The sequence below is a fragment of the Streptomyces fodineus genome (genome assembly GCF_001735805.1).
Lineage (GTDB): Bacteria > Actinomycetota > Actinomycetes > Streptomycetales > Streptomycetaceae > Streptomyces > Streptomyces fodineus.
In genome coordinates this window covers 8,118,911-8,142,669 of the sequence record NZ_CP017248.1, presented here as the reverse complement: position 1 = coordinate 8,142,669, position 23,759 = coordinate 8,118,911, and the positions used below count along the sequence as shown (strand labels likewise).

The window sequence follows — 23,759 nt, the reverse complement described above, 5'->3', positions numbered from 1 at the left end:
CTCAGGGGGCGGCGATCCTTCTGAGCCGTACCAGCCCCACCCAGGTCTCCGGACCCGGCTGCACATAGGCGGCCCGCACCGCGTATGTGCCCGCCTCCAGGGGCACCCGGAGGTGCTCGGCGCGGTCGGCCGCCCGGCCCGGCCAGGCCGAGTCGAACAGCAGCACCGGCCCGGGCACCCGCCAGTGCACCTCGCTCCCCCACACCGCCGCGTCCAGGGCGGCGGGGACGGTGGCGAGCAGTTCCCCCTCGGAGTGCGCGGCGGACCACCGTACGAAGGTGGCGTGGTCCGGCAGGTACGAGGTGGAGGCGGGTTCGTCGCCGAACACGAGGGCCGCGCTGTCGCCGACGGGCAGCAGGCCGACGTAACCATCGACCTCGCACGCCCGGTCGTAGTCCGTGTCGAGTTCCTCGCTGTCGGCGCCCGCCCAGAACGGCAGCACCGTCTCCGGGACGGCTATCAGCGGGCCACCGCCCGATTCCACCCACTCCAGCGCGCCAGGTTCCGCGTATCGAGCCATGGGCAGAGAACCTACACGGGGATCGTTCAGCAGCCGCAGTCGCCTTCGACGGGCGCGGTCAGCTGGTCGGCGTCGCGCTGTGCACGCCCCTGCCAGGTCTCGTAGGCGAAGCCCTCGCGCGCCCAGTACTCGAAGCCGCCGAGCATCTCCTTGACCCGGTAGCCGAGTTCGGCGAGGGCGAGCGCGGCGCGGGTGGCGCCGTTGCAGCCGGGGCCCCAGCAGTACGTCACCACCGGCACGGACTTGTCCAGGAGCTGCTCGGCCTGCTCGGGGATGAGCGCGGTGGGCAGGTGGACGGCGCCGGGGAGGTGGCCCTGGTCCCAGGACTCGGTGGAGCGGGAGTCCACGACGACGAAGCCGCAGTCGCCGCCTGCCGCGAGCGCGGCGGCCACGTCGGAGACGTCGGCGTGGAAGGCCAGGCCGGCCCGGAAGTAGGCGGCGGCCTCGGCGGGGGCGGCGGGGGCGATACGCAGGACGGGGTTCTCGGTGGTGTTCGTGATCATGACTGGAAATCTATGATTTCCGACCGCGCCCATGAAGTGAGAATCCACGGCGTCTGCCTTGCCCAGGCCGGGAATTCCCTGCTATCCATCCGGGATGACCGCGTATTCCCCGGACGCCACCGACTGGCGCATTCTCGAGGTCCTCCAGCGGGAGGGCCGGGCCAGCTACGCCGAGTTGGCGCGCGCCGTCTCCATGTCGCCGAGTGCCGTCACCGAGCGGGTACGGCGGCTGGAGGAGGCCGGCGTGATCCAGGGGTACGCGGCGGTCGTCGACCCCGAGCGGCTCGGGCTGCCGATCCTGGCCTTCGTGCGGTTGCGCTACCCGAACGGCAACTACAAGCCGTTTCACGACCTGGTGGCCGCAACCCCCGAGATCCTGGAGGCGCACCATGTGACGGGCGACGACTGCTTCGTCATCAAGGTCACCGCCCGGTCCATGTCCCATCTGGAGGAGATCTCCGGGAAGATCGGCGCGCTGGGCTCGGTGACCACCAGCGTCGTCTACTCCTCTCCGCTGCCCCGCCGCGCCCTCGGCCGCTGACCGGGTCGGCCGCAGGCACCGGTATCTGGAGGCGGTGTCCACTTTGGGGGCGGAGGTGGGCACGCATGCCGAGGATCCGGCGAGACCCGTCCACGTCGTCGAGGTGACGGAGGACCGGGTGACGCCACCGCCTGGCCGTCACTGACCGAGCCGTTCCGCGCGTTCTGGCTCGACTGCGACGCGGGCAAGCAGGAAGCATTCCGGGCCACCGAGTCTCTGGGCGAGTCGTACGAGCGGGCGAGCGACGAGGCTCACGAAGCCGACCTCGTGACGTTCCCGACCGGCGGAGGAACCATCGTATGGCTGGGACGCGCGGAGACCGGGAGCATCGCCTCGATCGTCACGGTTGGACCGGCCCTCTTCCACAGCAAGCTGGTCACGTCCGTGTGAGCCAGGCCGGCTGGACGCGGTCGTAGCCCAGCGCGTGGCGCGTTTCGGAGCCCGCGACCGGCGGCGATGTGCCGGCGGGCAAATGACGGTTCACGAGCCGTCAGACCCCCCGCTGCCGCAGCACCGACCCCGATCTGCCCTTCACCACCTCCAGTTGGGCATGGATGCGGCGGCGCAGGTCCGCGACATGGCTGACGATGCCCACGCTGCGGTCGCGTTCGCGCAGGGAGTCGAGGACGTCGAGGACCTCGTCGAGGGTCTGGTCGTCGAGGCTGCCGAAGCCCTCGTCGATGAACAACGTGTCGAGGCGGACCCCGCCGGCCTCGTCGGTGACGACGTCCGCGAGGCCGAGGGCGAGGGCGAGGGAGGCGAAGAAGGTCTCGCCGCCGGACAGGGTGGCGGTGTCGCGTTCACGTCCGGTCCAGGCGTCGACCACGTGCAGCCCGAGCCCGCTGCGGCCGCGGCCGGTGCGGTCGTCGGAGTGGACGAGGGTGTAGCGGCCCGACGACATGCGCTGCAGCCGCGCGGTCGCGGCGGCGGCGACCTGCTCCAGGCGGGCCGCCAGCACATACGACTCCAGGCGCATCTTGCGTTCGTTGTCGGCGGAGGTGCCCGCGGTGAGCGCGGCGAGGCGGGCGACCCGGTCGTACTCCTCGCGGAGCGGGGCCAGGCGCCGTACGGCCTCGGTGGCGCGCGCGGAGAGGCGGTCCAGCTCGGCGCAGCAGCGGGCCGCCGCGTCCCGCGCGGACGCCGCCTCGCGCAGCCGGTGTTCGGCCATGGCCGCCGCGCGCTCGGCCGTGGCCGGGTCGGCGGGCGGGCGCTGCGCGGCGGCCGCGGTGTCGGCCTCCGCCAGCAGCGCGCGTACGGCGGCCTCCTCCGTCTGCCGGGCGTCCAGGCGGTGCTGCAGCTCGCGGTGGGCCGCCGCGTCCAGAAGGGCTTCGGCCGCGGCCTGCGGAGTGTCGAAACCGGCGCGGTAGGCGGCGTCGGCGAGGCGGGCGTCGGCGTCCTTCAGGCGCTGGGCGGTGTCGTCGGCGGTGCGCGCGGCGTCGGCGGCGTCGGTGAGCAGGGCCACCTGCCGTTCCAGCTGCGCGGCACGGGCGGCCACGCTGCCGAAGCCGCCGCGCGCCTTGGTCAACTCGGTCTCCAGCTGGTGCTGTTCACGCTCCAGGGTCTCGCGCCGGGTGAGCCGGGAGGCGGCCCGTACGGCGGCCTGGCGGCTGTCGGCGAGGCGCTGTTCGCGCTCGTGCTCGGCGCGCCGCAGCTCCTCGTGGGCGGGGTGCAGCGCGGTGGCGTCGCGGCGGGCGCGGGCGTACTCCTGCTCCAACTCGGCGGCGGCCGCCTCGAGTTGTGCGGTGGGCGTGTCGCCGGCCTCGGCGGTGGCGGCGGCCAGGGCCTCGCGGACGACGCCGAGCCGCCGCTCGTCCTCGGTGTGCTGCTCCTCGGCGCGCTGGTGGGCGGCGAGGGCGCGGTCCTCGGTGTCGCGGTCGACGTGTCCGGCGACCTTGCGGGCCGGCGCCGGGTGTTCGGTGGCTCCGCAGACGACGCAGGGCTCGCCGTCGGTGAGGTGGGCGGCCAGCTCGGCGGCGATGCCGTTCAGGCGCTGTTCCTTGAGGTCGAGCCAGTGGGCGCGGGCGTCGAGGGCACGCTGTTCGGAAGCGAGCGCCCGGCGCTGCGCGTCTTCCAGGTCCGCGGCCAGCGCGTCCCGGGTGCGGGCCGCGGTGAGCCGGTTGCCCATCGGTTCCCGCTGGACGGCGAGCTGTTCGGCGCGGGTGGCGGCCTCCTGGGCGGCGTCGACGCGGGACTGCAGCGCGGCGCGGGTGGCGTCCCAGCCGTCGAGCCAGGCGTCGGCCTCGCGGAGCACGTCCTCGTCGGCATGCTCCTGGCGGTCGAGCCGGGACCGCTCCTCGGCGACCTCGGCGAGCCGCCGCTCGGCGCGCCGGGCCGCGTCCAGACCGCCCAGTTCCTCGGTGGCCCGGCGGGCCGCGGAGGCGAGTCCACCCGCGCCCGCGTCGGCGTAGGACTCGGGGAGCAGGCCACGCGCGCGTGCCTCGGCCGCGGCCGACCTGCGGTGCTCCTCCTCGGCCGCCTGCCGCAGCTCCAGCGCGGGCGCGACCGCCTCCGCCTTGCGGGCCCGCTCCATGCGCCGCTGGGCCTCGCGGTGGGCCACCGCCCCCTCCTGGAGCCGCTCGGCGCGCTGCCGGGCCTGCGCGAACCGGCCCTGCAACCGGGCGAGTTCACGTACGTCCTCCAGGGCGCGCCGGGTCTCGGTGTGGGCGGACTCGGCGGCGGCGAGGCGGCAGTGGGCGACGGCGAGACGTTCGCGGGCGGTGGCGCGGGCGACGGCGGCGGCGCCGAGGACGGCGTCGGCCAGGCCGGGATCGCCGGGGGCCAGCTCCGGCAGCTCCATGGCGTCGCCGGCCTCCTGCTGCATGCGGTGGGCGTCGGCGAGCAGGGCCGCGTCGCCTTCCCGTACGCGTGCCTCGGTGGCGCGGCGGCGTTCGGCGAGGCGCTTCTCGACGTCGGCGAACCGCTGGGTGTCGAAGAGCCGGCCCAGCAGCCGGCCGCGGGCTTCCGCGTCGGCGCGCAGGAAGCGGGCGAAGTCGCCCTGGGGCAGCAGCACGACCTGGCAGAACTGCTCACGGCTCATGCCGAGCAGCTGGGTGATCTCCTCGCCGATCTCCTGGTGGGAACGGCTGCGGTCCTTCCAGGCGCCGGCCGTGCCGTCGTACTCGCGCAGCCAGGTCTGGGCCTTGTCGACGGTCGTGCCGGTGCCGCGCAGTTTGCGCCGCTCCCAGGGCGGCTGCCGGGTGATCTGCAGTCGGCGGCCGGCGACGGTGAGGTCCAGGCGGACCTCGGTGCGGGTGCGCGGCTCGGCGTGGTCGCTGCGCAGGTGCATGCCCTGGCCGTTCTGCCGGGCGCCGGGGACGGTGCCGTACAGGGCGTAGCAGACGGCGTCCAGGACGGAGGTCTTGCCGGCGCCCGTCGGGCCGTGCAGCAGGAACAGCCCGGCGGCGGACAGGGCGTCGAAGTCGACGCTCTGGGAGCCGCCGAAGGGCCCGAAGGCGGTGATGTCGAGCCGGTGCAGCCTCACCGGGCCACCTCCCGTACGGCGGCGTCGGCGCGCACGGCGTCGAACGCCTCGCGCAGGACGGCCGCCTCCCGCTCGTCGGGCCCGGCGCCGCGCACATGGGCGACGAAGTCCTGGGCGATCTGCTGGTCGCTGCGGCCCGCCAGGCGCCGGGCGTACGACACCCGGGGGTCGTCCGGGGCGCGCTCGGGGGCGAAGACGAGGCTGAGGGTGTGCGGGAAGCGCTCGGTGAGCCGGGCCATGGGTTCGGCGGGGCGGACCGCGTCGGTGAGGGTGGCCTCGACCCAGGCGTCCTCGTGCCGGGCCAGCGCGGAATCGGCGAGGAGGTCGTCCAGCGTGCCCTTGATGCGGGCCAGCGGGCGCGGCACCGGGCAGTCGACGCGCTCGGCTGAGACCGCGCCGTCGGCACCGAGGTCGACCAGCCACATGCTCTTGCGGTGGTCGGCCTCGGAGAAGGAGTACGCGAGCGGGGAGCCCGAGTAGCGCACGCGCTCGGTGAGGGTCTGGCAGCCGTGCAGATGGCCGAGCGCCACATAGTCGACGCCGTCGAAGACCGCGGCCGGCACGGCGGCCACCCCGCCGACGGTGATGTCCCGCTCGCTGTCGCTGGCCTGGCCGCCGGTGACGAAGGCGTGGGCGAGGACGACCGAGCGGGTGCCGGGCGCGCGCGTGGCGAGGTCGGCGCGGACGCGGTCCATGGCGGCGCCGAGCACGGCCTCGTGACCGGTCTTCTCCACCGCGAACTCGTCCTTCACCAGGGCGGGTTCGAGGTACGGCAGGCCGTAGAAGGCGACATCGCCGTGGCTGTCCGCCAGCACCACCGGGGTGCCGACGGCGGACGGCTCGGTGCGCAGGTGGATGCCCGCGCGACCGATGAGTCCGGCGCCGACGCCGAGGCGGCGGGCCGAGTCGTGGTTGCCGGAGATCATCACCGTGGGCACGCCGAGGTCGGCGAGGCGGTGCAGGGCGTCGTCGAACAGCTCGACCGCGGCGAGCGGGGGCACCGCGCGGTCGTACACATCGCCCGCCACGACCACCGCGTCCACCGCGCGTTCGCGCACGGTGGTGACGAGGTGGCCGATGAACTCGGCCTGGGCCCCGAGCATGTTCGCCCGGTGGAAGGCCCGGCCGAGATGCCAGTCGGACGTGTGCAGGAGTCTCATGATCCCCGAGACTAACGGCCGGGTCTGACATCACGGGCGGTTACTCCCGTATCGACCCGGCACGGCCGGTCAACTTTGGCGATGCTCGGCCGAATTGAGGCGTCAGGCATCTCCGTAGGCCTCGCCGCCCAGGTCGAAACCCGCCGTGCCCGCCGTCGCATCGGCGAGCCACGCGCGGAAGGCGTCCACGTCCGCGTCCGGCAGCCCGATCTCGATGGTGACCGCCTCGCCGTAGCGGACGTCCCGCACCGTGCGTCCGGTGGCGCGCAGGTCGTTCTGGACCTTGCCCGCGCGCTGGTGGTCCACGGTCACCGTGGCGAGCCGGAAGCGGCGGCGGGTGAGCGTGCCGAGGGTGTCGAGAGTCTCGCCGACGGCGCCGCCGTAGGCGCGGATGAGTCCGCCGGCGCCGAGCTTGACGCCTCCGTAGTACCGGGTGACGACCGCGACGACGTAACGCATCTCACGGCGCAGCAGCATCTGGAGCATGGGGACGCCGGCGGTGCCGCCCGGTTCGCCGTCGTCGCTGGCCTTCTGCACCGAGGCGTCGGCGCCGATGACGTACGCCCAGCAGTTGTGGGTGGCGTCGGCGTGCTCCTTGCGCACGGAGGCGATGAAGTCCTGCGCCTCCTGCTCGGTGGCGGCCGGGGCGAGTGCGCACAGGAAGCGGGAGCGGTTGATCTCGATCTCGTGCACGCCCGCGTGGGCGACTGTGCGGTACTCGTCCTGCATCCCGTCAGCCTATGCGCTCCGCCGGGCGCGCCAGGACGGGCGGTGCCGCGATCGGCCGTCGTTCGCGTGCGGCGCCGCTGCGGCTGGTCACGCCCGCGCGGCGGAGCCGCACGTCGATACAGCCCCGCGCCCCTTCGGAGGGCTACTCCTTCCGGCCCCGCGGCACCGTGAACGACGTCAGCAGCGCCCCGCCCGGGCCGAGGGCGGGCCAGCCGGTGCCGCGCCAGGAGAGGACGGCGATCGCGGCTGTCGGGAACTTGGTCCGCACCCGGTCCAGCGTGTCGTCGAGACCGTCCCGCGCCACCTCCAGGACCAGTTCCTCGAGCCCCGGATTGTGGCCGACCAGCAGCAGCGTCTCCACCTCGGGCGGTGTCTCCCGCACCACCTCCAGCAGCTCGGGTACGCCGGCCGCGTACAGCCGCCGGTCGTACCGCACCGGCGGCGGGGTGCCCCACTCGGCGGAGGCCAGCTCCCAGGTGCGGCGGGCGCGCACGGCCGGGGAGCACAGGGCGAGGTCGGGCAGGCAGTCGGCCTCGGCGAGGGCGCGTCCGGCGGCCGGGGCGTCGCGCAGGCCGCGCCTCGCCAGCGGCCTGCGGTGGTCCTCGACGCCCTCGGGCCAGGCGGACTTGGCGTGCCGCAGCACCACCAGCCGGCGCAGCGGGCCCGCGCCCGCCCGCGTGATCATGCGAGGCTCCCGAGGTCGCGGGCCAGGTCGAGGGCCAGCAGGCGGTCGGCGTAGACGTACGTCTCGAAGCGGGCTCCGTCGGGCAGGTCCGGGGCGCTCTCCACGGCCCGCAGCACGTCCAGCACTCCGGGCAGGTCGAGGTCGTCCTCCCATGCGGAGCGCAGCCGCCCCCGCACCCCCTCGGGTACCGGCCGCGAGGGCTGCCGCGCCCACCCGGCCACGGCCCGCCGCCACCCGGCCAGCCGCCCGGCGGCCTCCTCCAGCACCGCGCGGTCCAGCCGGACGGGTTCGCTGCGCGGGACGGAGAGCAGGGCGAGCCGAAGGGCAGCGGGGTCGGCGAGCAGGGCACCCCCGCCGGACAGCCCGCCCCGGCCCGGCACCGCCCACTCGTCCGGCACCCCCGCCTCGTCCGGCACCCCGCCCGAGGCCGTCCCGGCCGCCGGCCCGCCCGACGCCGCCCCCGTCCACTCCACCGGCGCAACCCACATCACCGGCCCGCCGCCGTAGGCATCCACCTGCTCGGCGGTCACATGGATCGCCTGGGCCTCCCCCAGCCCCGACGCGAGGTCGCGGGCGTCCTCGAAGGGTCGGATGGCGAGGGTGGTCGCGGCGGTGCGGAGTTCGGCGTGACCGTGGGGGGCGGTGAGGGCCGTCCAGACGGGGGTGCCGGTCAGCTCCAGGGCGCGGACCAGGAGGTCTGCGGTGAGCAGCACCCGCAGGGCCGTCGGGTCGAGGCCGCAGGCGTGCGCTTCGATGCGGGTCAGGCCGCGGCGGGTCGGCGCGGCGGGGACGGGCTCACCGGTTCGGGCGTCGAGGATGTGCAGCACGGGGCGAGCGTAGGCGGGTGGACGGTCGTACGCAGGCATCTTGTGTCATTTCCGGACGTGGTGGCGGGGTGGCGGGGTGGCGGGACGGGAATCCGGACCCCTCGGTCTGCTGTTGCCCCGAGGAACAGTTTCCCGCAGCCCCGAGGAGGCCGCCGTGTACGGCGACGAAGCGACGATCCGCAGGATCCTGACCGAGCTGGGCGACACCTGGGCGGTGGTCGGTCTGTCGACCAACCGGAGCCGGGCCGCGTACGGGGTGGCCCAGACGCTCCAGCGGTTCGGCAAGCGGATCGTGCCGGTGCACCCCAGGGCCGAGACGGTGCACGGCGAGCAGGGGTACGCCTCCCTCGCGGACATCCCCTTCGAAGTCGACGTGGTGGACGTCTTCGTCAACAGCGAACTGGCCGGTACGGTGGCCGACGAGGCCGTGGACAGGGGCGCGCGGGCGGTGTGGTTCCAGCTCGGCGTCGTGGACGAGGCGGCCTACGGGCGGACCCAGGCGGCCGGCCTGGCCATGGTCATGGACCGTTGCCCGGCGATCGAAATTCCCCGCCTCAGCTAGCGAATCTTTCCTTCTACTCACAATTCGCCGCTGAATATTGACATTCCGACTAGGGGTCTGAGCTGTGACAAGGGCGTGACCGTGGGTGCGCCCAAGACACCTAAGATCCCAGGTCAAAATTTGGTTAACACTCTTTTGCTCACTCGGAAATCCTCCCTAGCCTGTGGCCTCCTTGCTCATTAATCCTGCGTTTACGATCTGAGAGGCACCTTGACATGGCGAATGTCGACCAGGCTGCGCCGGTAGCCACAAGCGACACCGGTGGTCTGCGCCGCGACGTCGGACTCATCGGTCTGATGTGGGCCTCGGTGGGCTCCATCATCGGCTCCGGTTGGCTCTTCGGTGCCGAGAAGGCGGTCGTCGCCGCCGGACCCGCGGCGATCATCTCGTGGGTGATCGGTGCGGTCGCCATCGTGCTGCTCGCCCTCGTGCACGCCGAACTCGGCGGCATGTTCCCGGTCGCGGGTGGCACCGCCCGCTACCCGCACTACGCCTTCGGCGGTCTGGCCGGTATGTCCTTCGGCTGGTTCTCGTGGCTGCAGGCCGCGACGGTGGCCCCGATCGAGGTCGAGGCCATGATCGGCTATGCCAAGCACTGGCACTTCGCCGACGGCCTGCAGAACGCCAACGGCACGCTCACGACCAGCGGCATCGTCGTCGCCGTCCTGCTCATGGCGGTGTTCGTCGCGGTGAACTTCCTCGGCGTCCGTGTCCTGGCGCACACCAACAGCGCCGCCACCTGGTGGAAGATCGCGGTCCCGCTCGCGGCGATCTTCATCATCGCGATCGGCAACTTCCACCCGGCCAACTTCACCTCCGAGGGCTTCGCCCCGTTCGGCGCCAAGGGTGTCCTCACCGCGATCAGCTCCAGCGGCATCATCTTCGCGCTCCTCGGCTTCGAGCAGGCCATCCAGCTGGCCGGCGAGAGCCGCAACCCCAAGCGTGACCTGCCGCGCGCGACGCTCGGTTCGGTCGCCATCGGCGCCACGATCTACGTCCTGCTCCAGGTCGTGTTCATCGCCGCCCTGCCGCACGCCTCCTTCGCCAAGGGCTGGGCGAACCTGGCCTACGCCGGCATCAGCGGCCCCTGGGCGGGTCTCGCCTCGCTGGTCGGCCTGGGCTGGCTGGCCTGGGTCCTGTACGCCGACGCGATCATCTCCCCCGGCGGCACCGGCCTGATCTACACCACCGCCACGTCCCGTATCTCCTACGGCCTGGCCAAGAACGGCTACGCGCCGAAGGTCTTCGCCAAGACCGACTCGCGCGGTGTGCCGTGGTTCGGCCTGGCGATGTCGTTCGTGACCGGTGTGGTCTGCTTCGCCCCGTTCCCGAGCTGGCAGACGCTGGTCGGCTTCATCACCTCGGCGAGCGTGCTGATGTACGCGGGTGCCCCGCTGGCCTACGGCGTCTTCTCGGACCGGCTGCCGAACCACGAGCGTCCGTACAAGCTGCCCTTCGGCAAGTTCATCTCGCCGCTGTCGTTCGTGGTCGCCAACCTGATCATCTTCTGGTCCGGCTGGGACACCCTGTGGCGCCTGGGCTTCGCGATCCTGATCGGCTACGTGCTGCTCGGCTCCTACGCCTGGTACGCGATCCGCAAGGAACTGCCCAACGCGCCGCGGCTGGACTTCAAGGCCGCGCAGTGGCTGCTCCCCTACCTGGCGGGCATCGGCGTGATCTCCTACCTGAGCACCTTCGGCGGTAACGGTGACCTGCCGCTGTGGTGGGACATCCTGGTCGTCGCGGTGTTCTCGCTCGGCATCTACTACTGGGCCAAGGCGACCGCCTCCAAGCCCGAGCAGATCGAGCAGGACATCGAAGAGGTCGTCGTCACCGACGCCCCGGCGCACTGACCCTGCTTCTCCCCCGGTGTCCCGTCGGCCGTACGGCCGACGGGACACCGTCATAATGCGGGGATGATCTCCCCCCACCTTGATTCCGGGCCCGAGGAACGCCGTACGGTCGTCGTCGTGGGCGCCGGACCCGCCGGGCTCACCATCGGCGGCATCCTGCGGGCCGCCTCCGTCGACTGTGTCGTCCTGGAGACCGAGAGCAGGCAGTTCATCGAGACACGGCCGCGGGCCGGGGTCATCGAGGAGTGGGCGGTACGCGAACTCGGCCGGCGGGGACTGGCCGAGCGGCTGACGGAACGGGCCGAGGTGCACAGCGCCTGCGAGTTCCGCTTCGCCGGCGAGCGCTACCGCTTCTCCTACGGGGACCTGGCGGGCAGCCATCACTACGTCTACCCGCAGCCGTTGCTGGTGACGGACCTGGTGCGGGAGTACGCCGACGTACGCGGCGGCGACATCCGCTTCGGGGTGCGTGACGTGACGCTGCACGACCTGGACTCGGACCGGCCGGCGGTGTCGTACCGCTGCCCTCGCACCGGTGAACGGCGGCTGCTGCGCTGCGACTTCGTCGCGGGCTGCGACGGGGCGCGCGGGGTGACGCGGGACGCGATACCCGAGGAGCGGAGGCGGATCGCGCGACAGGACGACGGCATCGGCTGGCTGGCCCTGCTCGCCGAGGTACCGCCGTCGACGGACTGCGTCCTGTTCGGCGTCCATCCGCGCGGTTTCGCCGGGCAGATGCCCCGCAGTCCCGAGGTGACCCGGTTCTACCTCCAGTGCCCGCCCGGCGACGATCCGGAGAACTGGCCGTACGACAGGGTCTGGACCGAGCTGCGCGAGCGGCTCGGCGCGGCCGGGGCGCCCCCGCTCACCGAGGGCCGGCTGATCGAGAAACGCGTCCTGGACATGCACGGCTATGTCGTCGACCCCCTCACCCATGGGCGGCTGTTCCTGGCCGGGGACGCCGGTCATCTGGTCGCGCCCATCGCCGCGAAGGGCATGAACCTCGCGTTGCACGACGCCTTCCTGCTCGGTGACGCACTCGCCGCGTACGTCACGAAGGGCGACGGCAGCGGCCTGGACGGCTACTCCGCCGCGTGTCTGCGCCGGGTGTGGGACTACCAGGAGTTCTCGCAGTGGCTGTCGGACATCTACCACGGTGTCGCGTCGGGCGACCCGTTCCGCGCCGGGACCACACTGGCCCGGCTGCGCAGGCTGTTCACCTCGCCGGCCGCCGCGGCGGCCTTCGCCGAGCAGTACCTGGGCACGGCCGCCGCCTACTGATCTCCCGTGTGCCGCTCGGCGAGGTGGTGGTCCGCCGTCTTCAGGGCCTCCTCCACCAGCCGGCGCAGATGCCCGTGCGGGAGTGAGTAGATCACCCGGCGGCCCTCCTTACGGGCCTTCACCAGGCCCGCGAGCCGCAGCCGCGCCAGATGCTGGCTGACGGCGGGTCGCGCCGCGCCGCATGCCTCGGTGAGCGTCGTGACATCCGCCTCGCCGGCCGTCAGGGCGTGCATCAAGGTGAGGCGGGTGCGGTCGCCGAGCAGGGCCATCAGCTCGGCGGCGACCGCGAACTGCTCCTCGCCCGGGCTGCGCGGGTGCGCATGGTGTGCAAGTGATAGGTGCATGCGTGCGCTCATACGCACATAATGGTCCCGTGGACGCCGCACGTCCATTCCCATCCACCGAAAGGGGACCCAGGTGAGCGACCGGCACTCTCAGCGGCACGACCAGGGGGAGGGGAATGGTGTAGGGGGGCATGGCGAGTACGTGAACCGGCCGGGCGGGGAGGGCCACGGCGAGAACGGGGACTGGCACGGCGGTCCGGAGCCGTGTGAGCAGGCGCACCGGCGCGGCGGGCTGGGGCACGGCGAGCGCGCGGACGGGCACGGCGGGAAGGCGCACGGCGAGCCGGCACATCCCGACGGCGGGCCCGGGTACGGCGAGCACGCGCACCGGCATGGCGGGCCGGGGTACGGCGAGCACACGGACCGGCACGGCGGGGAGGCACACGGCGAGCCAGCACATCCCGACGGCAGGCCCCGGTACGCCGAGCACGCGCACCGGCATGGCGGGCCGGGGTACGGCGAGCACACGGACCGGCACGGCGGGGAGGCACACGGCGAGCCAGCACATCCCGACGGCAGGCCCCGGTACGCCGAGCACGCGCACCGGCATGGCGGGCCGGGGTACGGCGAGCACACGGACCGGCACGGCGGGGAGGCCCACGGCGAGCCAGCACATCCCGACGGCAGGCCCGGCTACAGCGAGCACGCGGACCGGCACGGTGGGTCGACGCACGGCGAGCCAGCACATCCAGACGGCAGGCCGGAGTACGGCCAGCGCGGGGACGACTGGCACTCGCACGGGCGTCGCGGACCGGACGTCGAGGCCCAGGCGCAGGCGCGCGGCCGGCCGGTGCGGGACGAGCACCCGCACGGCACCGGCGGAGACGGCCCTCGCCAGCCCGCGAACGGCCACGCCGGGCCCGGCCACGCCGGACCGGGGCACGAGGAACATACACACTCGGACGGCCGTCCGGTGCGAGACGAGCACCCGCACGGCACCGCCGGACATGGCCCTCACCAGCCCACGCACAGCCACGCCGACCCCGGGCACACCGGAGCGGAGCCCGAGAACCAATCGCACGCGGGCGGCCGGCCGATGCCGCACGAGCACCCGCACAGCCACGCCGGACACGCGCCCCGCCACGCCGAGCCCGGCCGCGCCCCGCACTCGCACGGCCCCGCCCGGGACGGCCAGGGACAGTCGCCGCACAACCACGGCGGAGACGGTCATGGCCACGCAGGTCATGGCCACGCAGGTCACGCCCACTCCCCCGGTCTCCGTCACCGTCTCGTGCATCTCCTCACCCCGCACTCCCACGACAGTGCCGACAAGCTGGACCCGGCCATGGAGGCGTCGGCGCGTGGGATGCGGGCGTTGTGGGTGTCGCTGGCCGTTCTCGGGGGGACCGCGCTGACGCAGGCGGCCGTGGTGGCCGTGTCCGGGTCGGTGGCGCTGCTCGGGGACAGCGTGCACAACGCCGCCGACGCGCTCACCGCCGTACCGCTCGGCATCGCCTTCGTGCTGGGGCGGCGGGCGGCGACCCGCAGGTTCACCTACGGCTATGGCCGAGCCGAGGATCTCGCGGGGCTGGTGATCGTGCTGACCATCGCCGCCTCGGCGGCCTTCACCGCGTGGGCGGCCGTGGGGCGGCTGCTCGATCCGCGCCCGGTGACGCACCTACCGGCGGTCGCGGTGGCCGCGCTGGTCGGCTTCGTGGGCAACGAGTGGGTGGCCCGGTACCGGATCCGGGTGGGCCGGGAGATCGGCTCGGCCGCGCTCGTCGCCGACGGGCTGCACGCGCGCACCGACGGTTTCACCTCGCTGGCGGTGCTGGTGGGTGCCGGAGGGGCGGCCCTGGGCCGGCAAGCGGCCGACCCGGTCGTCGGGTTGGCGATCACGGCCGCGATCGTCCTGGTGCTGCGGGACGCCGCGCGGGAGGTGTTCCGGCGGATGCTGGACGCCGTCGACCCGGCGCTGGTGGACCGCGCCGAGCGTGCGGTGCGGGCGGTGCCGGGCGTGCGTGAGGTGGGCGAGCTGCGGCTGCGCTGGATCGGGCACCGGCTGCGGGCCGAACTCGCGGTGGTGGTGGACGGCGAGGCGACGCTACGGCAGGCGCACGCGATCGCCGTCGAGGCCGAACACGCCCTGCTGCACGCCGTACCGAGACTGACGGCGGCCCTGGTCCACGCCGACCCGGCTCCGTCAGCGGACGAGCGGGACCCGCATCTGGCGCTGGCCCACCACCTGGAGCGGTAGGGGGCGGATCCGTTCCCCGGCCTCAGGCGGCTCCCAGGCCCTCCAGGACCAGCGCGCCCGGGAGTTCCGCCAGGGCCTTGCCGGGGATCAGCAGCTTGCCGCGGCGGCGGCCGCTGCCGACGAGGACGTAGGGCAGGTCGGCCACGGCCGAGTCGATCAGCAGCGGCCAGCCCGCGGGCAGTCCGACCGGGGTGATGCCGCCGTACTCCATGCCGGTTTCGCCGGTCGCCGTCTCCATCGAGGCGAACGAGGCCTTGCGCGCGCCGAGTTGGCGGCGGACGACGCCGTTGACGTCGACCCGGGTGGTGGAGAGCACCACGCACGCCGCCAGGGTGGTCTCGCCGCCCCGCTTGCCCGCGACCACCACACAGTTCGCCGACTGCTCCAGCAGGTCGCGGCCGTAGTGCTCCACGAAGACGGCCGTGTCGGCCCAGCGCGGGTCGGTGTCGACGTAGAGGACCCGGTCGGCGGGGACCGCGCCCTGCCAGTGGCGTACGGCGTCGGCGACCGGGGCGATCAGCTCGGGCAGGCAGTCGGGGACGGGGGTGGCGGTGTCGAAGTCTCCGATGGGTGCGCGCATGGCCGCACGCTAACAGCCCGCCGCGGGGCGGTTCAGCGCACGGGCGGTACCGAGACGGCCATCACCATCTCCATCGGTACGTCGCCCTCGTTGCCGTAGGTGTGCGAGGTGCTCGCCTCGAACGTGGCGCTGGCGCCGGTCGGCACGAGGTGCTTCACCCCGTCGACGGTGAGGGTCAGTTCGCCCGCGGTGACGTGGACGAGTTCCACCGTGCCGACCGGGTGCGGCTCGGAGGGGCTCTGCTCGCCCGGCATCAGCCGCCAGTCCCACATCTCCAGCGGGCCGGGGGCCTCCGTGCCCGCGAGGAGGCGGTTGTAGCTGCCTGCGTCGGTGTGCCACAGCCGTACGGCCTGCTCGGCGGGGACGATGCGGACGGTGGGGCCCTGTCCGTAGTCGAGCAGGGTGGTGATGCTGATGCCGAGCGCGTCGCCGATCTTGACGACCGTGCCGATGCTGGGGTTCGTCCGGGCCTGCTCGATCTGGATGAGCATGCCGCGGCTGACGCCCGCGCGGGCGGCGAGCGCGTCCAGGGTGAAGCCGCGCTCGGTACGCCAGCGCTTGACGTTGCGCGCCAGGGACTGGGTCAGCAGGTCGAGGTCCGACACATCACGTCCATCGAGGAGGGTTCCGGCGGTCTCGGAAGGCCGGAGGGTTCAATATATGGGATGACAGAGTTCACTCAGCTGAACTACGGTGGGGTGCGCCTGATCGTTCATCGAACTGTACTGCGAGGCACGTCGTGACAGCATTCTTCGCCCTGATCACCAGCCTCCTGTGGGGGCTGGCCGACTTCGGCGGCGGGCTGCTGACCCGACGTACGCCCGCGCTGACGGTCGTGGTCGTCTCGCAGGGCATCGCGGCGACGGTGCTGGGCGCGATCGTCATGGCGACCGGCGGGTGGAGCGAGGCCGGGCCCCGCCTGTGGTTCGCGTTCGCCGCGGGACTGGCGGGACCGGTGGCCCTGCTGTCCTTCTACAAGGCCCTGGCGCTCGGCCCCATGGGGGTCGTCTCGCCGCTCGCCACGCTGAGTGTGGCCGTGCCGGTCGGTGTCGGCCTGGTCCTCGGCGAGCGGCCCGGGCTGCTCCAGGTCGCGGGCATCGCGGTCGCCGTCACCGGTGTCGTCCTCGCGGGCGGTCCGCAGCTGCGCGGCGCGCCCGTACAGCGGCGGACGATCCTGCTCACGCTGGTCGCGGCGCTGGGCTTCGGCACGGTCTTCGCTCTGATCACCGAGGCCTCGACCACCGTCACCGGCCTGTTCCTCGCCCTGTTCGTCCAGCGGCTGACGAACGTCGCGGTCGGCGGGGCCGCGCTCGCCGTCTCCGTCCGGCGGGGCGGCCGGGCGGTGCCGGAGGGCGGCTTCCCCTGGGCCGCGCTGCCGGCGCTGGCCTTCGTGGGGCTCGCCGACGTGGCCGCCAACGGCACCTACGCGGTCGCCGCCCAGCATGGCCCGGTCACCGTCGCGGCCGTCCTCGCCTCGCTGTATCCGGTGGTGACCGCACTGGCCGCGCGCGGCTTCCTCAGCGAGCGACTGCGGGCGATACAGGCGGCGGGCGCGGGACTCGCGCTGCTCGGCACGCTGCTGCTGGCGACGGGCTGAACCCGCGGGTCAGCTCTCGGTCTCGAGTTCCGCGAGCCGGGCCACCCCGTCCTCGTCCAGTTCCGCCAGCGCGCGCAGCTGCCCCGGGGTCACCCCTTCCGGGATCGGCACCGGGGCGGGGGTCCTGAGCGGCGGCTGCCAGCCCTGTTCGGACGTCCAGCGCCGGACGACCCGGGCGGGTGCCCCCGCCACCACGGCATGGTCCGGCACCGTGCCCCGGACGACCGCGCCGGCCGCGACGACCACGTTCCGGCCGATCCGCGCGCCCGGCAGGATCACCGCGCCGGTGCCGATCCAGCAGCCCGGGCCGATCTCCACGGGCTCCATGCGCGGCCACTGCCTGCCGATGGGCTGGTGCGGGTCGTCGTAGGAGTGGTTGGTGGAGGTGACGTAGACGTACGGGCCGAAGTAGCAGTCGCTGCCGATGGTGACCGTCGTGTCCGCGATGACATGGCTGCCGCGGCCGAGGACGACTCCGTCGCCTATGCGCAGGATCGGGTCCGGGCCGAGGTCCAGGTCCGGCATCAGGCCGGCGGTCAGCGTGACCTGTTCGCCGATGATGCAGTGGGAGCCGAGGTGGATCCAGGGTTCGCCGAAGACGGTGCCGAGCGGGAAGGCGAGCCTTGTGGCTTCGCCGATCGCGCCGAAGTGCAGACGGCCGGGGTGGTCGGCGGTGACGGAACCCGTGCGCTGGGCCCAGGCCCAGGCCGCGTGTACGGCGCGCTGGGCGAGGCCCTGCCTCCAGGATGAGAACGTGTTCTTGCGCTTCGGCACGGAGTCACGTTACTCAGCGGTTGCCTTCGATGAGAGGGCGGGCTGCTGTGATCTTTGCCCCAGCCCGTGTCGTACCGTGCGGGTACTCATGGATGCGAGGAGACGGTGATGACACAGCAGGCGCTGATCGTGGGCATCGGGGGCAAGGAGCCCCAGGTCGATCCCGAGGCGTTCGTGGCGCCCACGGCTTCCGTGATCGGGGATGTGACCCTGCATGCCGGGGCCAGCGTCTGGTACGGGGCGGTCGTGCGCGGTGACGTCGAGCGGATCAGCGTGGGGGCGCAGGCGAATGTGCAGGACAACGTCACCCTGCATGCGGATCCCGGGTTTCCCGTGAGCGTGGGCGAGCGGGTGTCCATCGGGCACAACGCCGTGGTGCACGGGGCGACCGTGGAGGACGACTGCCTCATCGGGATGGGGGCGACCGTGCTGAACGGGGCCGTGATCGGGGCCGGGTCGCTCGTTGCCGCCCAGGCCTTGGTGCCGCAGGGGATGGTGGTGCCTGCCGGGTCGCTGGTGGCCGGGGTGCCGGCCAAGGTGAGGCGGGAGCTCACGGAGGAGGAGCGGCAGGGGGTCACCCTCAACGGCACGATGTATGCCGAGCTGGCGAAGGCGCACAGGGACGTGCACCCGTAGGCGCGTCGCGGGTGCGGGCCCCTTGCGGGGGCCTCACTCCCCGGCGCTCACAGGTTCTGCTTCCCGGTCCGCCTGTTGCTGGGCCTTCTTCGCCTTGCGCTTGATGATCAGCATGGAGGCCAGGCCGATCAGGACCGCCGCCGCGAGGCCGACGTAGGAGAACTTCTTGAGCCAGCCCTCGGCCACCACGCCCACGTAGTAGATGACGGCCGTGGTGCCGCCCGCCCAGCAGATGCCGCCGAGGAGGTTGGCGATCAGGAACTTCCAGTACGGCATGTGGAGGACGCCCGCGAGGGGCCCGCGAAGATGCGCAGGAGGGCGATGAACCGGCCGACGAAGACGGCCCACATGCCCCACTTCTCGAACGACCGCTCGGCGGTGGCCACATGGCCCTCGCTGAAGTGCCTGGGGAACTTTCTGCCCAGCCACGCCAGCAGCGGGCGACCGCCCTTGCGGCCGATCGCGTAGCCGATGGAGTCGCCGATCACGGCGCCGGCGGTCGCGCAGGCGCCGAGGACGACGGGGTTGATGCCGGAGTGCTGGGAGGACATCAGCGCCGCCGAAACCAGGACGATCTCTCCGGGAAGCGGGATGCCCAGGCTCTCCAGGCCGATCACCAGGGCCACCACGGCATAGACGGCGGCCGCCGGCACCGTGTCGAGCCATTCCTGGACGTGCACCGCCGGATCCTCCCCTGTCGCCGTCCTTGCCTTGCGGGGCGCCGCATGTAAAGCGCGCCCCAAGGGAAGGCTACCTGGTCGGCGGTGAACGGCGGCTTGCGCGCGTCCGCCCAGCGGCACCGTCCCGCCCTCGGTCCTTCGGTTTTCGGACACCCCGGTGTCACACGGGTGGGGAAGGCTCCCCGCGGTTCGCCCGACCCGCCTCCCCCAGGTCCCCGCCGCGGGGCCCGCTGCGGAAGGACGACGTCCCCGTGTCCTCACTGTCTTCGTCCCCCTCGCTCTCCGCTCACCCCTTGGATCCGCCGTCCACCGGGAGCGGTGATCCACCGGGCCCCGGACCGGTCGCCGCCGCCCGGCCCGGCTCGCTCATGTCCTCCCGGCACCTACGACTTGCCCTGTGCCTCGCTCCCCTGCTGCTGGCCGCCGGCTGGGCCGTCGCCAACCGGCCGGTGATGTACGAGGGGGTACGACGGCTGGTTTCGGCCGACCCCTGGTGGCTGCTGGCCGGGGCCGGTTTCACGGGCCTGAACTGTGTGGCGGCCGCGTGCGTCCGGCAGGGCGCGCTGCCCGACCGGGTGCCGCCGGGACTGCTGCTGGCCTCGCAGTTCGCCGCAGGTGCCGCCAACCACGCGCTGCCCGGCGGGCTCGGCGCCCATGCCGTCACCCTGCGCTTCCTGCGGGGCCGCGGGGTGCCGCCCGCACGGGCCACCGCGTCGATCGGCCTGTATTCGCTGGCGAAGTCCGGCGCGAAGACGGTGGTGCTGCTGGTGTTCCTGGCGGCGTCACCGGCCTGGCGGCGCCTCGGTGACCTGGTCCCGGACGGGCAGCTGCTGGTGCCGGTCGCCTGCGTCACGGGCGGGGTCGTCGCGCTGGTGGGGGTGCTGCTGACGCTCGTACGGCCGTTGCGGCGGCCCGTGACCGGGCTGCTGCGCTCCGCCCTCGCCGACGCGCGGCAGGTGCACACGCGGCCCGCCCGGGTGTGCGCGCTGTGGGGCGGAGCGGTCGCGATGCCGCTGGTGCAGGGGACCACCCTCGCCTGTGTCGGTGCCTCGCTCGGGCTGGGGCTGCCCTGGGCGCACGTGGTGCTCGCCTATCTCGCGGCGGGCACGGCCGTCGGGGCGGTGCCCGCGCCGGGCGGGTTCGCGGTCGACGCGGCGCTGGTGTGGACACTGATCGCTTTCGGCTCCTCGCCGGCGGTGGCCACCGCGACGGTCATCGGCTACCGGATGCTGACCGACTGGGTGCCGCTGCTGCCGGGCACCCTGACGCTGTCGGCGCTGATCCGCGCCAAGGTGTTGTGAGTCCCGGTCATTCGCGGCGGGCCACCAGGCGGTAGGCGTTGGACAGGCCGAGGCGGTGGGACAGGGGCCGGATCGCGAAGCGGTCGAGGAGCGTCGCCGTGATGAGCGCGGGCACCCCCGCGAGGAGGACTGCCGTGCGGGCGGCGCGGCGCAGGCCGCCGGGCGGCCCGGGCAGCCAGGGGGCGTCCTCGCGCGGGGCGGTGTGGTCGAGGGCCAGCCAGACCGCGGCGAGCAGGTCGACCGGATCGTGCGCTTCGGCGTGCTGCTCGGCGACCACCGTGAAGCCGAGCTCGGTCAGCCTGCGCCGGAGGTTGGCGACGGGCATGAGGTGCAGGTGCTGCGGCTGGAGCCAGGGCAGCCACCAGCGGCCGAGCAGCCGGGCGTAGCGGCACTCCGGGTCCGGCACCTCGATGAGGAGGTGGCCGCCGGGTCGTACGGCCTCGTGGGCGGCGCGCAGTTCGCGGTCCGGGTCGGTGCTGTGCTCCAGGTAGTGGAACATGCTCACCACGTCGTAGCGGGCGGCGAGTTCGGGGGCGAGGGCGGGAAAGGCGCCGCGGTGGGCGTGGTCCACACGGCCTTCGCGGGCGGCGAGTTCGACGCCGTCGGTGAAGTCCAGCCCGTCGAAGGAGGTGCCGGGCAGGACCGTGCGGGCGCTCGCGCAGAAGTGGCCGTGGCCGGTGCCGACGTCCAGCCAGGTCTTCGGGGCGGGGTTGTGCGGCAGCATCGACTCGGCGCGGCCCCGGTACATGGCGCCACGGCCGCCGAAGGTGCCGCTCATGCGCTGCTCGCCGAGACCGTCGTAGAAGTCCCGGTAGTAGAACTCAAGTCCGTCTTCGGTCAGTTGGGGGTTCTGGAAGGTGTGGCCGCAGTCGGCGCAGCGGTCGAGGGTGAAGCGGCCGGGCTTGTGCTGGAGCAGGTCGGTGGTGCGCAGGCGGGTGTCGAGGCGGACCGAGCCGCACCAGGGGCAGTCGGGGCGAGGGGCGGCGAAGAAGCGGTCCGTGCCGGCGGCCAGGTCGTCCCGGTAGGCGGGGCGCAGGGCGGCGATGCGCGCTGTCGTGTCACTCTTGTCGTCGGTCATCGGCTCTCCGCTGCGAAGTCTGCGAGGTGTTCGAGATGGGCCGCCGCGGCCGGCGCGCCGCCCGCCGCGCGGAACGCGGTGCGGATCCGGGCGGCGGCGGCCCGGTGGGCGGGGTCGGTCAGGACCGTGTCGAGGGCCGCGCCCAGCCGGTCCGCGCGCACCCGGCCGAAGCGGACCCGGACGCCGGCGCCCGCGTCCACGACTTGTCCGGCCACCACCGGCTGGTCGTCGCGGATGGGCGCGACGACGAGCGGGACGCCGTGCCACAGGGCCTCGCACACGGTGTTGTGTCCCGCGTGGCAGATGACGGCGTCCATTTGTTCCAGCAGCGGGAGTTGGGGCACGGACGGCAGGACCAGGACGTCCTTGTCGCCGGGCGGCACCGCGAGAACGCCGCCCGGGTCGGCGACGACCGCCTGCACCCGGTCGGCGCGTTCCCGCAGCGCGCTCAGGCACTCGGCGAGGAACCGGCCGCCCGCGTCGGCGTTCGCCGTGCCCAGGGTCACCAGGACCTTCGCCCGGCCCCGGTCCAGCCGTTCCCAGGGGAAACCGGGGCCTGCCGGGCGGTCGGCGAGGGAGGGGCCGACGTAGTGGATGTGCGCAGCCAACGGCGCCAGGGGGCCGATGAGTTCGGGTGTGCTGAAGATCAGCAGGAGGTACGGCGAGAAGCGCGGGTCGGCGCTGCCGGACGGGTCGCCGACACGGGCGCGCAGCTCGGTCAGGCGGTGCCGCAGCCAGGCCGCGACCTTCGGCAGACCGTCGTAGGCGCCGGTGAACTCCGCCGAGGTGGTGGCCGAGGTGGCCCACGGCAGGCCGAGGCGTTCGGCCACCAGGGCGCCGGCGAAGGCCTGCTGGTCGGCCACGACCACGTCCGGGCGGAACGCCTCGGCCGCCGCGCGGACACCGGCCGCCATGGCGTCCGCGAGCGGCAGCAGATACCACTCCCACAGGAACTTCAGCGCCTCCGCGCCCCGCAGGTCCGGCGGTCGTACGACGCCCTCGGCGCCCGGCACCGGCCCCGCGCAGCCGAACACCTCGGCGTCCCCGCCCGCGAGCCTGCGCACCAGCGCCGGGTCCGGGCACGCCCAGGCCACCCGGTGCCCGTGCGCGGCCAGCCGGGCGGCGACGCCGACGGCCGGGTTGACGTGCCCGGTCAGCGGCGGCACCACGAAGAGGAAGCCGCTCATCCGACCCCCGCCCCGGCGCCGATCAGGTCCAGGATGTGCCCGCCGACGGCCGCCGGCGCCTCCACCAGCACCGAGTGCTCGTACCCGGGCAGTACGACCGCCCGGTAGTCCGTCAGCAGCGCCCGCATCAGCGGCACCAGGTCGGCGAGGTCCGACGCGCCGCCGTACACGCCGAGGACCGGGCAGCGTACGGCCCTGATCGCCTCCTCGGTCAGGACGCGGCTGGCCGGGATGTCCCGGCCGAGGCTGGTCTCGCGGGCGAGCCGGGCGGCGCCCTTGGCCAGCCGGGCGGTGTTGTGGCCGCGGTGGGCGGTGATCCAGGCGAGCGCGTCGGGCTCGTTGTACGCGAGCTGGTCCATGACCCGGTCGAGGATGCGGCCGAGTTTCGCCGCCCACGCGGTGGTCGCGGGCTCGGACTCGATCAGCGTCACCGTGGCCGTACGCTCCGGGTGCCGGGCGGCGAAGCCGAAGGCGATGGTGCCGCCGTAGGAGTTGCCGACGAGGTGGACGGGTCCGGTGACGGCCAGCCGGTCGAGGAGGGCCTCGAGATCGTCGATGTTGTGGTCGAGGGTGTAGCCCCGCGGCGGGCGCTCGCTGCGGCCGTGGCCGCGCAGGTCGTACATGACGACGTCGAGTCCGGCCGCGGCGAAGCGGGGCGCGACGGTGAAGTAGTAGCTGGCCAGGCTGTCGGTGAGCAGCCCGTGCACCAGGACGACCGTGGCGTGCGGGATGCGGCCGTCGGCCGGTCCCGTGCGCTGGAGGTGCAGCCGGATCCCGCCGGCGTCGACCATCGCCACGGCTCAGCCCGCCTGCGTGGACTTCAGGCTCCACACCACGTACTCCACGAGCCGGCCGACGGTCAGCTCGACGATCTCGTCGAACTCCATGCCGGCCAGGAACTCGGCGAGGTTGACCCGCTGCCCGTAGCGCTCCTCCAGCAGCCCGGCCAGGGTGACGAGGTCGATGCTCTCCAGTTCCAGGTCGCGGTTGAAGGTGGTGGACAGGCCGATCGGCACGTCGTCGTCGCCGTACTCCGCGAGCACCGTGCGGAGCATGCCGGTGATGTCGGCGAGCACGGTGTCGACGGTGGGCTGCGCCGGGGCCGGCTGGGTGGGCTTCATCGGGGTACTCCTCGGCTGCTTCGTCGGGGTGTCCGTCGTTGGGGTGTGCGCCGTCGGTGTGGCCGTCGCCGCGATGTCCGCCGTCGGGCTGTCCGTGGTCGGGGTGTCCGTGGTCGGGGTGG

Annotated in this window: 23 protein-coding genes and 1 pseudogene; 8 read left to right on the top strand and 16 right to left on the bottom strand. The window is 73.5% G+C overall.

Annotation, left to right across the window (positions count from 1 at the left end; genetic code table 11):
- Nucleotide 1: 1 nt before the first annotated feature.
- On the bottom strand, nt 2-520 hold the full coding sequence (locus BFF78_RS35265; protein ID WP_069782157.1) for an immunity 21 family protein: 519 nt from the start codon (nt 518-520) through the stop codon (nt 2-4).
- A 26-nt stretch (nt 521-546) separates the two neighbouring features.
- Nucleotides 547-1,023: a rhodanese-like domain-containing protein gene (locus BFF78_RS35260; protein WP_069782156.1), complete on the bottom strand. Its 477-nt coding sequence runs from the start codon at nt 1,021-1,023 to the stop codon at nt 547-549.
- Between the two features lie 94 nt (nt 1,024-1,117).
- Here BFF78_RS35260 and BFF78_RS35255 point away from each other — a divergent pair, with 94 nt between their 5' ends.
- Complete coding sequence (locus BFF78_RS35255; RefSeq protein ID WP_069782155.1) at nt 1,118-1,564, top strand: Lrp/AsnC family transcriptional regulator; 447 nt, start codon at nt 1,118-1,120, stop codon at nt 1,562-1,564.
- 490 nt (nt 1,565-2,054) lie between these two features.
- Here the strand turns inward: BFF78_RS35255 and BFF78_RS35250 are convergent, their stop codons facing one another.
- The 5 genes from BFF78_RS35250 to BFF78_RS35230 form a co-directional block, all read right to left on the bottom strand.
- Nucleotides 2,055-5,045 carry an AAA family ATPase gene (locus BFF78_RS35250; protein ID WP_069782154.1) on the bottom strand — a complete coding sequence of 997 codons (2,991 nt, stop codon included), beginning with the start codon at nt 5,043-5,045 and terminating at the stop codon, nt 2,055-2,057.
- Nucleotides 5,042-6,205, bottom strand: coding sequence for an exonuclease SbcCD subunit D (locus BFF78_RS35245; protein ID WP_069782153.1), 1,164 nt, complete (start codon nt 6,203-6,205; stop codon nt 5,042-5,044). The genes BFF78_RS35250 and BFF78_RS35245 overlap by 4 nt, the downstream gene beginning before the upstream one ends.
- 102 nt (nt 6,206-6,307) lie before the next feature.
- Nucleotides 6,308-6,934, bottom strand: coding sequence for a YigZ family protein (locus tag BFF78_RS35240; RefSeq protein ID WP_069782152.1), 627 nt, complete (start codon nt 6,932-6,934; stop codon nt 6,308-6,310).
- A gap of 142 nt (nt 6,935-7,076) precedes the next feature.
- On the bottom strand, nt 7,077-7,619 hold the full coding sequence (locus BFF78_RS35235) for a SixA phosphatase family protein (protein ID WP_069782151.1): 543 nt from the start codon (nt 7,617-7,619) through the stop codon (nt 7,077-7,079).
- On the bottom strand, nt 7,616-8,446 hold the full coding sequence (locus BFF78_RS35230) for a hypothetical protein (protein ID WP_069783996.1): 831 nt from the start codon (nt 8,444-8,446) through the stop codon (nt 7,616-7,618). The genes BFF78_RS35235 and BFF78_RS35230 overlap by 4 nt, the downstream gene beginning before the upstream one ends.
- 154 nt (nt 8,447-8,600) lie before the next feature.
- Between BFF78_RS35230 and BFF78_RS35225 the strand changes: the two genes are divergently transcribed.
- From BFF78_RS35225 to BFF78_RS35215, 3 genes are all read left to right on the top strand, one after another.
- The gene (locus BFF78_RS35225; RefSeq protein ID WP_069782150.1) at nt 8,601-9,008 is read left to right on the top strand and encodes a CoA-binding protein; all 408 of its coding nucleotides are present in this window, start codon (nt 8,601-8,603) and stop codon (nt 9,006-9,008) included.
- Nucleotides 9,009-9,223: 215 nt separating this feature from the next.
- The gene (locus BFF78_RS35220) at nt 9,224-10,861 is read left to right on the top strand and encodes an APC family permease (RefSeq protein ID WP_069782149.1); all 1,638 of its coding nucleotides are present in this window, start codon (nt 9,224-9,226) and stop codon (nt 10,859-10,861) included.
- A 63-nt stretch (nt 10,862-10,924) separates the two neighbouring features.
- Complete coding sequence (locus BFF78_RS35215) at nt 10,925-12,142, top strand: 4-hydroxybenzoate 3-monooxygenase (RefSeq protein ID WP_099054989.1); 1,218 nt, start codon at nt 10,925-10,927, stop codon at nt 12,140-12,142.
- On the opposite strand, the gene BFF78_RS35210 is transcribed toward BFF78_RS35215, so the two are convergent.
- Entirely contained in the window at nt 12,136-12,498 is a 363-nt protein-coding gene (locus tag BFF78_RS35210) for an ArsR/SmtB family transcription factor (protein WP_227025987.1), read from the bottom strand. The genes BFF78_RS35215 and BFF78_RS35210 overlap by 7 nt on opposite strands.
- 1,024 nt (nt 12,499-13,522) lie before the next feature.
- Between BFF78_RS35210 and BFF78_RS35205 the strand changes: the two genes are divergently transcribed.
- Entirely contained in the window at nt 13,523-14,683 is a 1,161-nt protein-coding gene (locus BFF78_RS35205) for a cation diffusion facilitator family transporter (RefSeq protein ID WP_069783994.1), read from the top strand.
- 22 nt (nt 14,684-14,705) lie between these two features.
- On the opposite strand, the gene BFF78_RS35200 is transcribed toward BFF78_RS35205, so the two are convergent.
- On the bottom strand, nt 14,706-15,263 hold the full coding sequence (locus BFF78_RS35200; RefSeq protein ID WP_069782147.1) for a YbaK/EbsC family protein: 558 nt from the start codon (nt 15,261-15,263) through the stop codon (nt 14,706-14,708).
- Between the two features lie 32 nt (nt 15,264-15,295).
- Nucleotides 15,296-15,868: an XRE family transcriptional regulator gene (locus tag BFF78_RS35195; protein ID WP_069782146.1), complete on the bottom strand. Its 573-nt coding sequence runs from the start codon at nt 15,866-15,868 to the stop codon at nt 15,296-15,298.
- A gap of 134 nt (nt 15,869-16,002) precedes the next feature.
- On the opposite strand from BFF78_RS35195, the gene BFF78_RS35190 reads away from it, so the two are divergent.
- Complete coding sequence (locus BFF78_RS35190) at nt 16,003-16,860, top strand: EamA family transporter (RefSeq protein ID WP_069782145.1); 858 nt, start codon at nt 16,003-16,005, stop codon at nt 16,858-16,860.
- A gap of 9 nt (nt 16,861-16,869) precedes the next feature.
- Here BFF78_RS35190 and BFF78_RS35185 read toward each other — a convergent pair whose 3' ends face one another.
- Complete coding sequence (locus tag BFF78_RS35185; protein ID WP_069782144.1) at nt 16,870-17,634, bottom strand: acyltransferase; 765 nt, start codon at nt 17,632-17,634, stop codon at nt 16,870-16,872.
- A 108-nt stretch (nt 17,635-17,742) separates the two neighbouring features.
- Here BFF78_RS35185 and BFF78_RS49545 point away from each other — a divergent pair, with 108 nt between their 5' ends.
- Nucleotides 17,743-18,270 (top strand): gamma carbonic anhydrase family protein, encoded by a 528-nt coding sequence (locus BFF78_RS49545; RefSeq protein ID WP_069782143.1) that lies wholly within the window; start codon nt 17,743-17,745, stop codon nt 18,268-18,270.
- A gap of 33 nt (nt 18,271-18,303) precedes the next feature.
- On the opposite strand, the pseudogene BFF78_RS35175 reads toward BFF78_RS49545, so the two are convergent.
- Nucleotides 18,304-18,950, bottom strand: a pseudogene (locus tag BFF78_RS35175) (DedA family protein).
- A 293-nt stretch (nt 18,951-19,243) separates the two neighbouring features.
- On the opposite strand from BFF78_RS35175, the gene BFF78_RS35170 reads away from it, so the two are divergent.
- A complete protein-coding gene (locus BFF78_RS35170) occupies nt 19,244-20,251 on the top strand; it encodes a lysylphosphatidylglycerol synthase transmembrane domain-containing protein (protein ID WP_069783993.1) in 1,008 nt (335 codons plus the stop codon).
- Nucleotides 20,252-20,258: 7 nt separating this feature from the next.
- Here BFF78_RS35170 and BFF78_RS35165 read toward each other — a convergent pair whose 3' ends face one another.
- The 4 genes from BFF78_RS35165 to BFF78_RS35150 are packed head-to-tail and all read right to left on the bottom strand — an operon-like array spanning nt 20,259 to nt 23,637.
- Nucleotides 20,259-21,329: a class I SAM-dependent methyltransferase gene (locus tag BFF78_RS35165; protein WP_099054988.1), complete on the bottom strand. Its 1,071-nt coding sequence runs from the start codon at nt 21,327-21,329 to the stop codon at nt 20,259-20,261.
- Nucleotides 21,326-22,516: a glycosyltransferase gene (locus BFF78_RS35160; RefSeq protein ID WP_069782142.1), complete on the bottom strand. Its 1,191-nt coding sequence runs from the start codon at nt 22,514-22,516 to the stop codon at nt 21,326-21,328. Before BFF78_RS35160 ends, BFF78_RS35165 begins: the two co-directional genes overlap by 4 nt.
- On the bottom strand, nt 22,513-23,307 hold the full coding sequence (locus tag BFF78_RS35155) for an alpha/beta fold hydrolase (RefSeq protein ID WP_069782141.1): 795 nt from the start codon (nt 23,305-23,307) through the stop codon (nt 22,513-22,515). The genes BFF78_RS35160 and BFF78_RS35155 overlap by 4 nt, the downstream gene beginning before the upstream one ends.
- 9 nt (nt 23,308-23,316) lie before the next feature.
- Nucleotides 23,317-23,637: an acyl carrier protein gene (locus BFF78_RS35150; protein ID WP_069782140.1), complete on the bottom strand. Its 321-nt coding sequence runs from the start codon at nt 23,635-23,637 to the stop codon at nt 23,317-23,319.
- Nucleotides 23,638-23,759 lie beyond the last annotated feature (122 nt).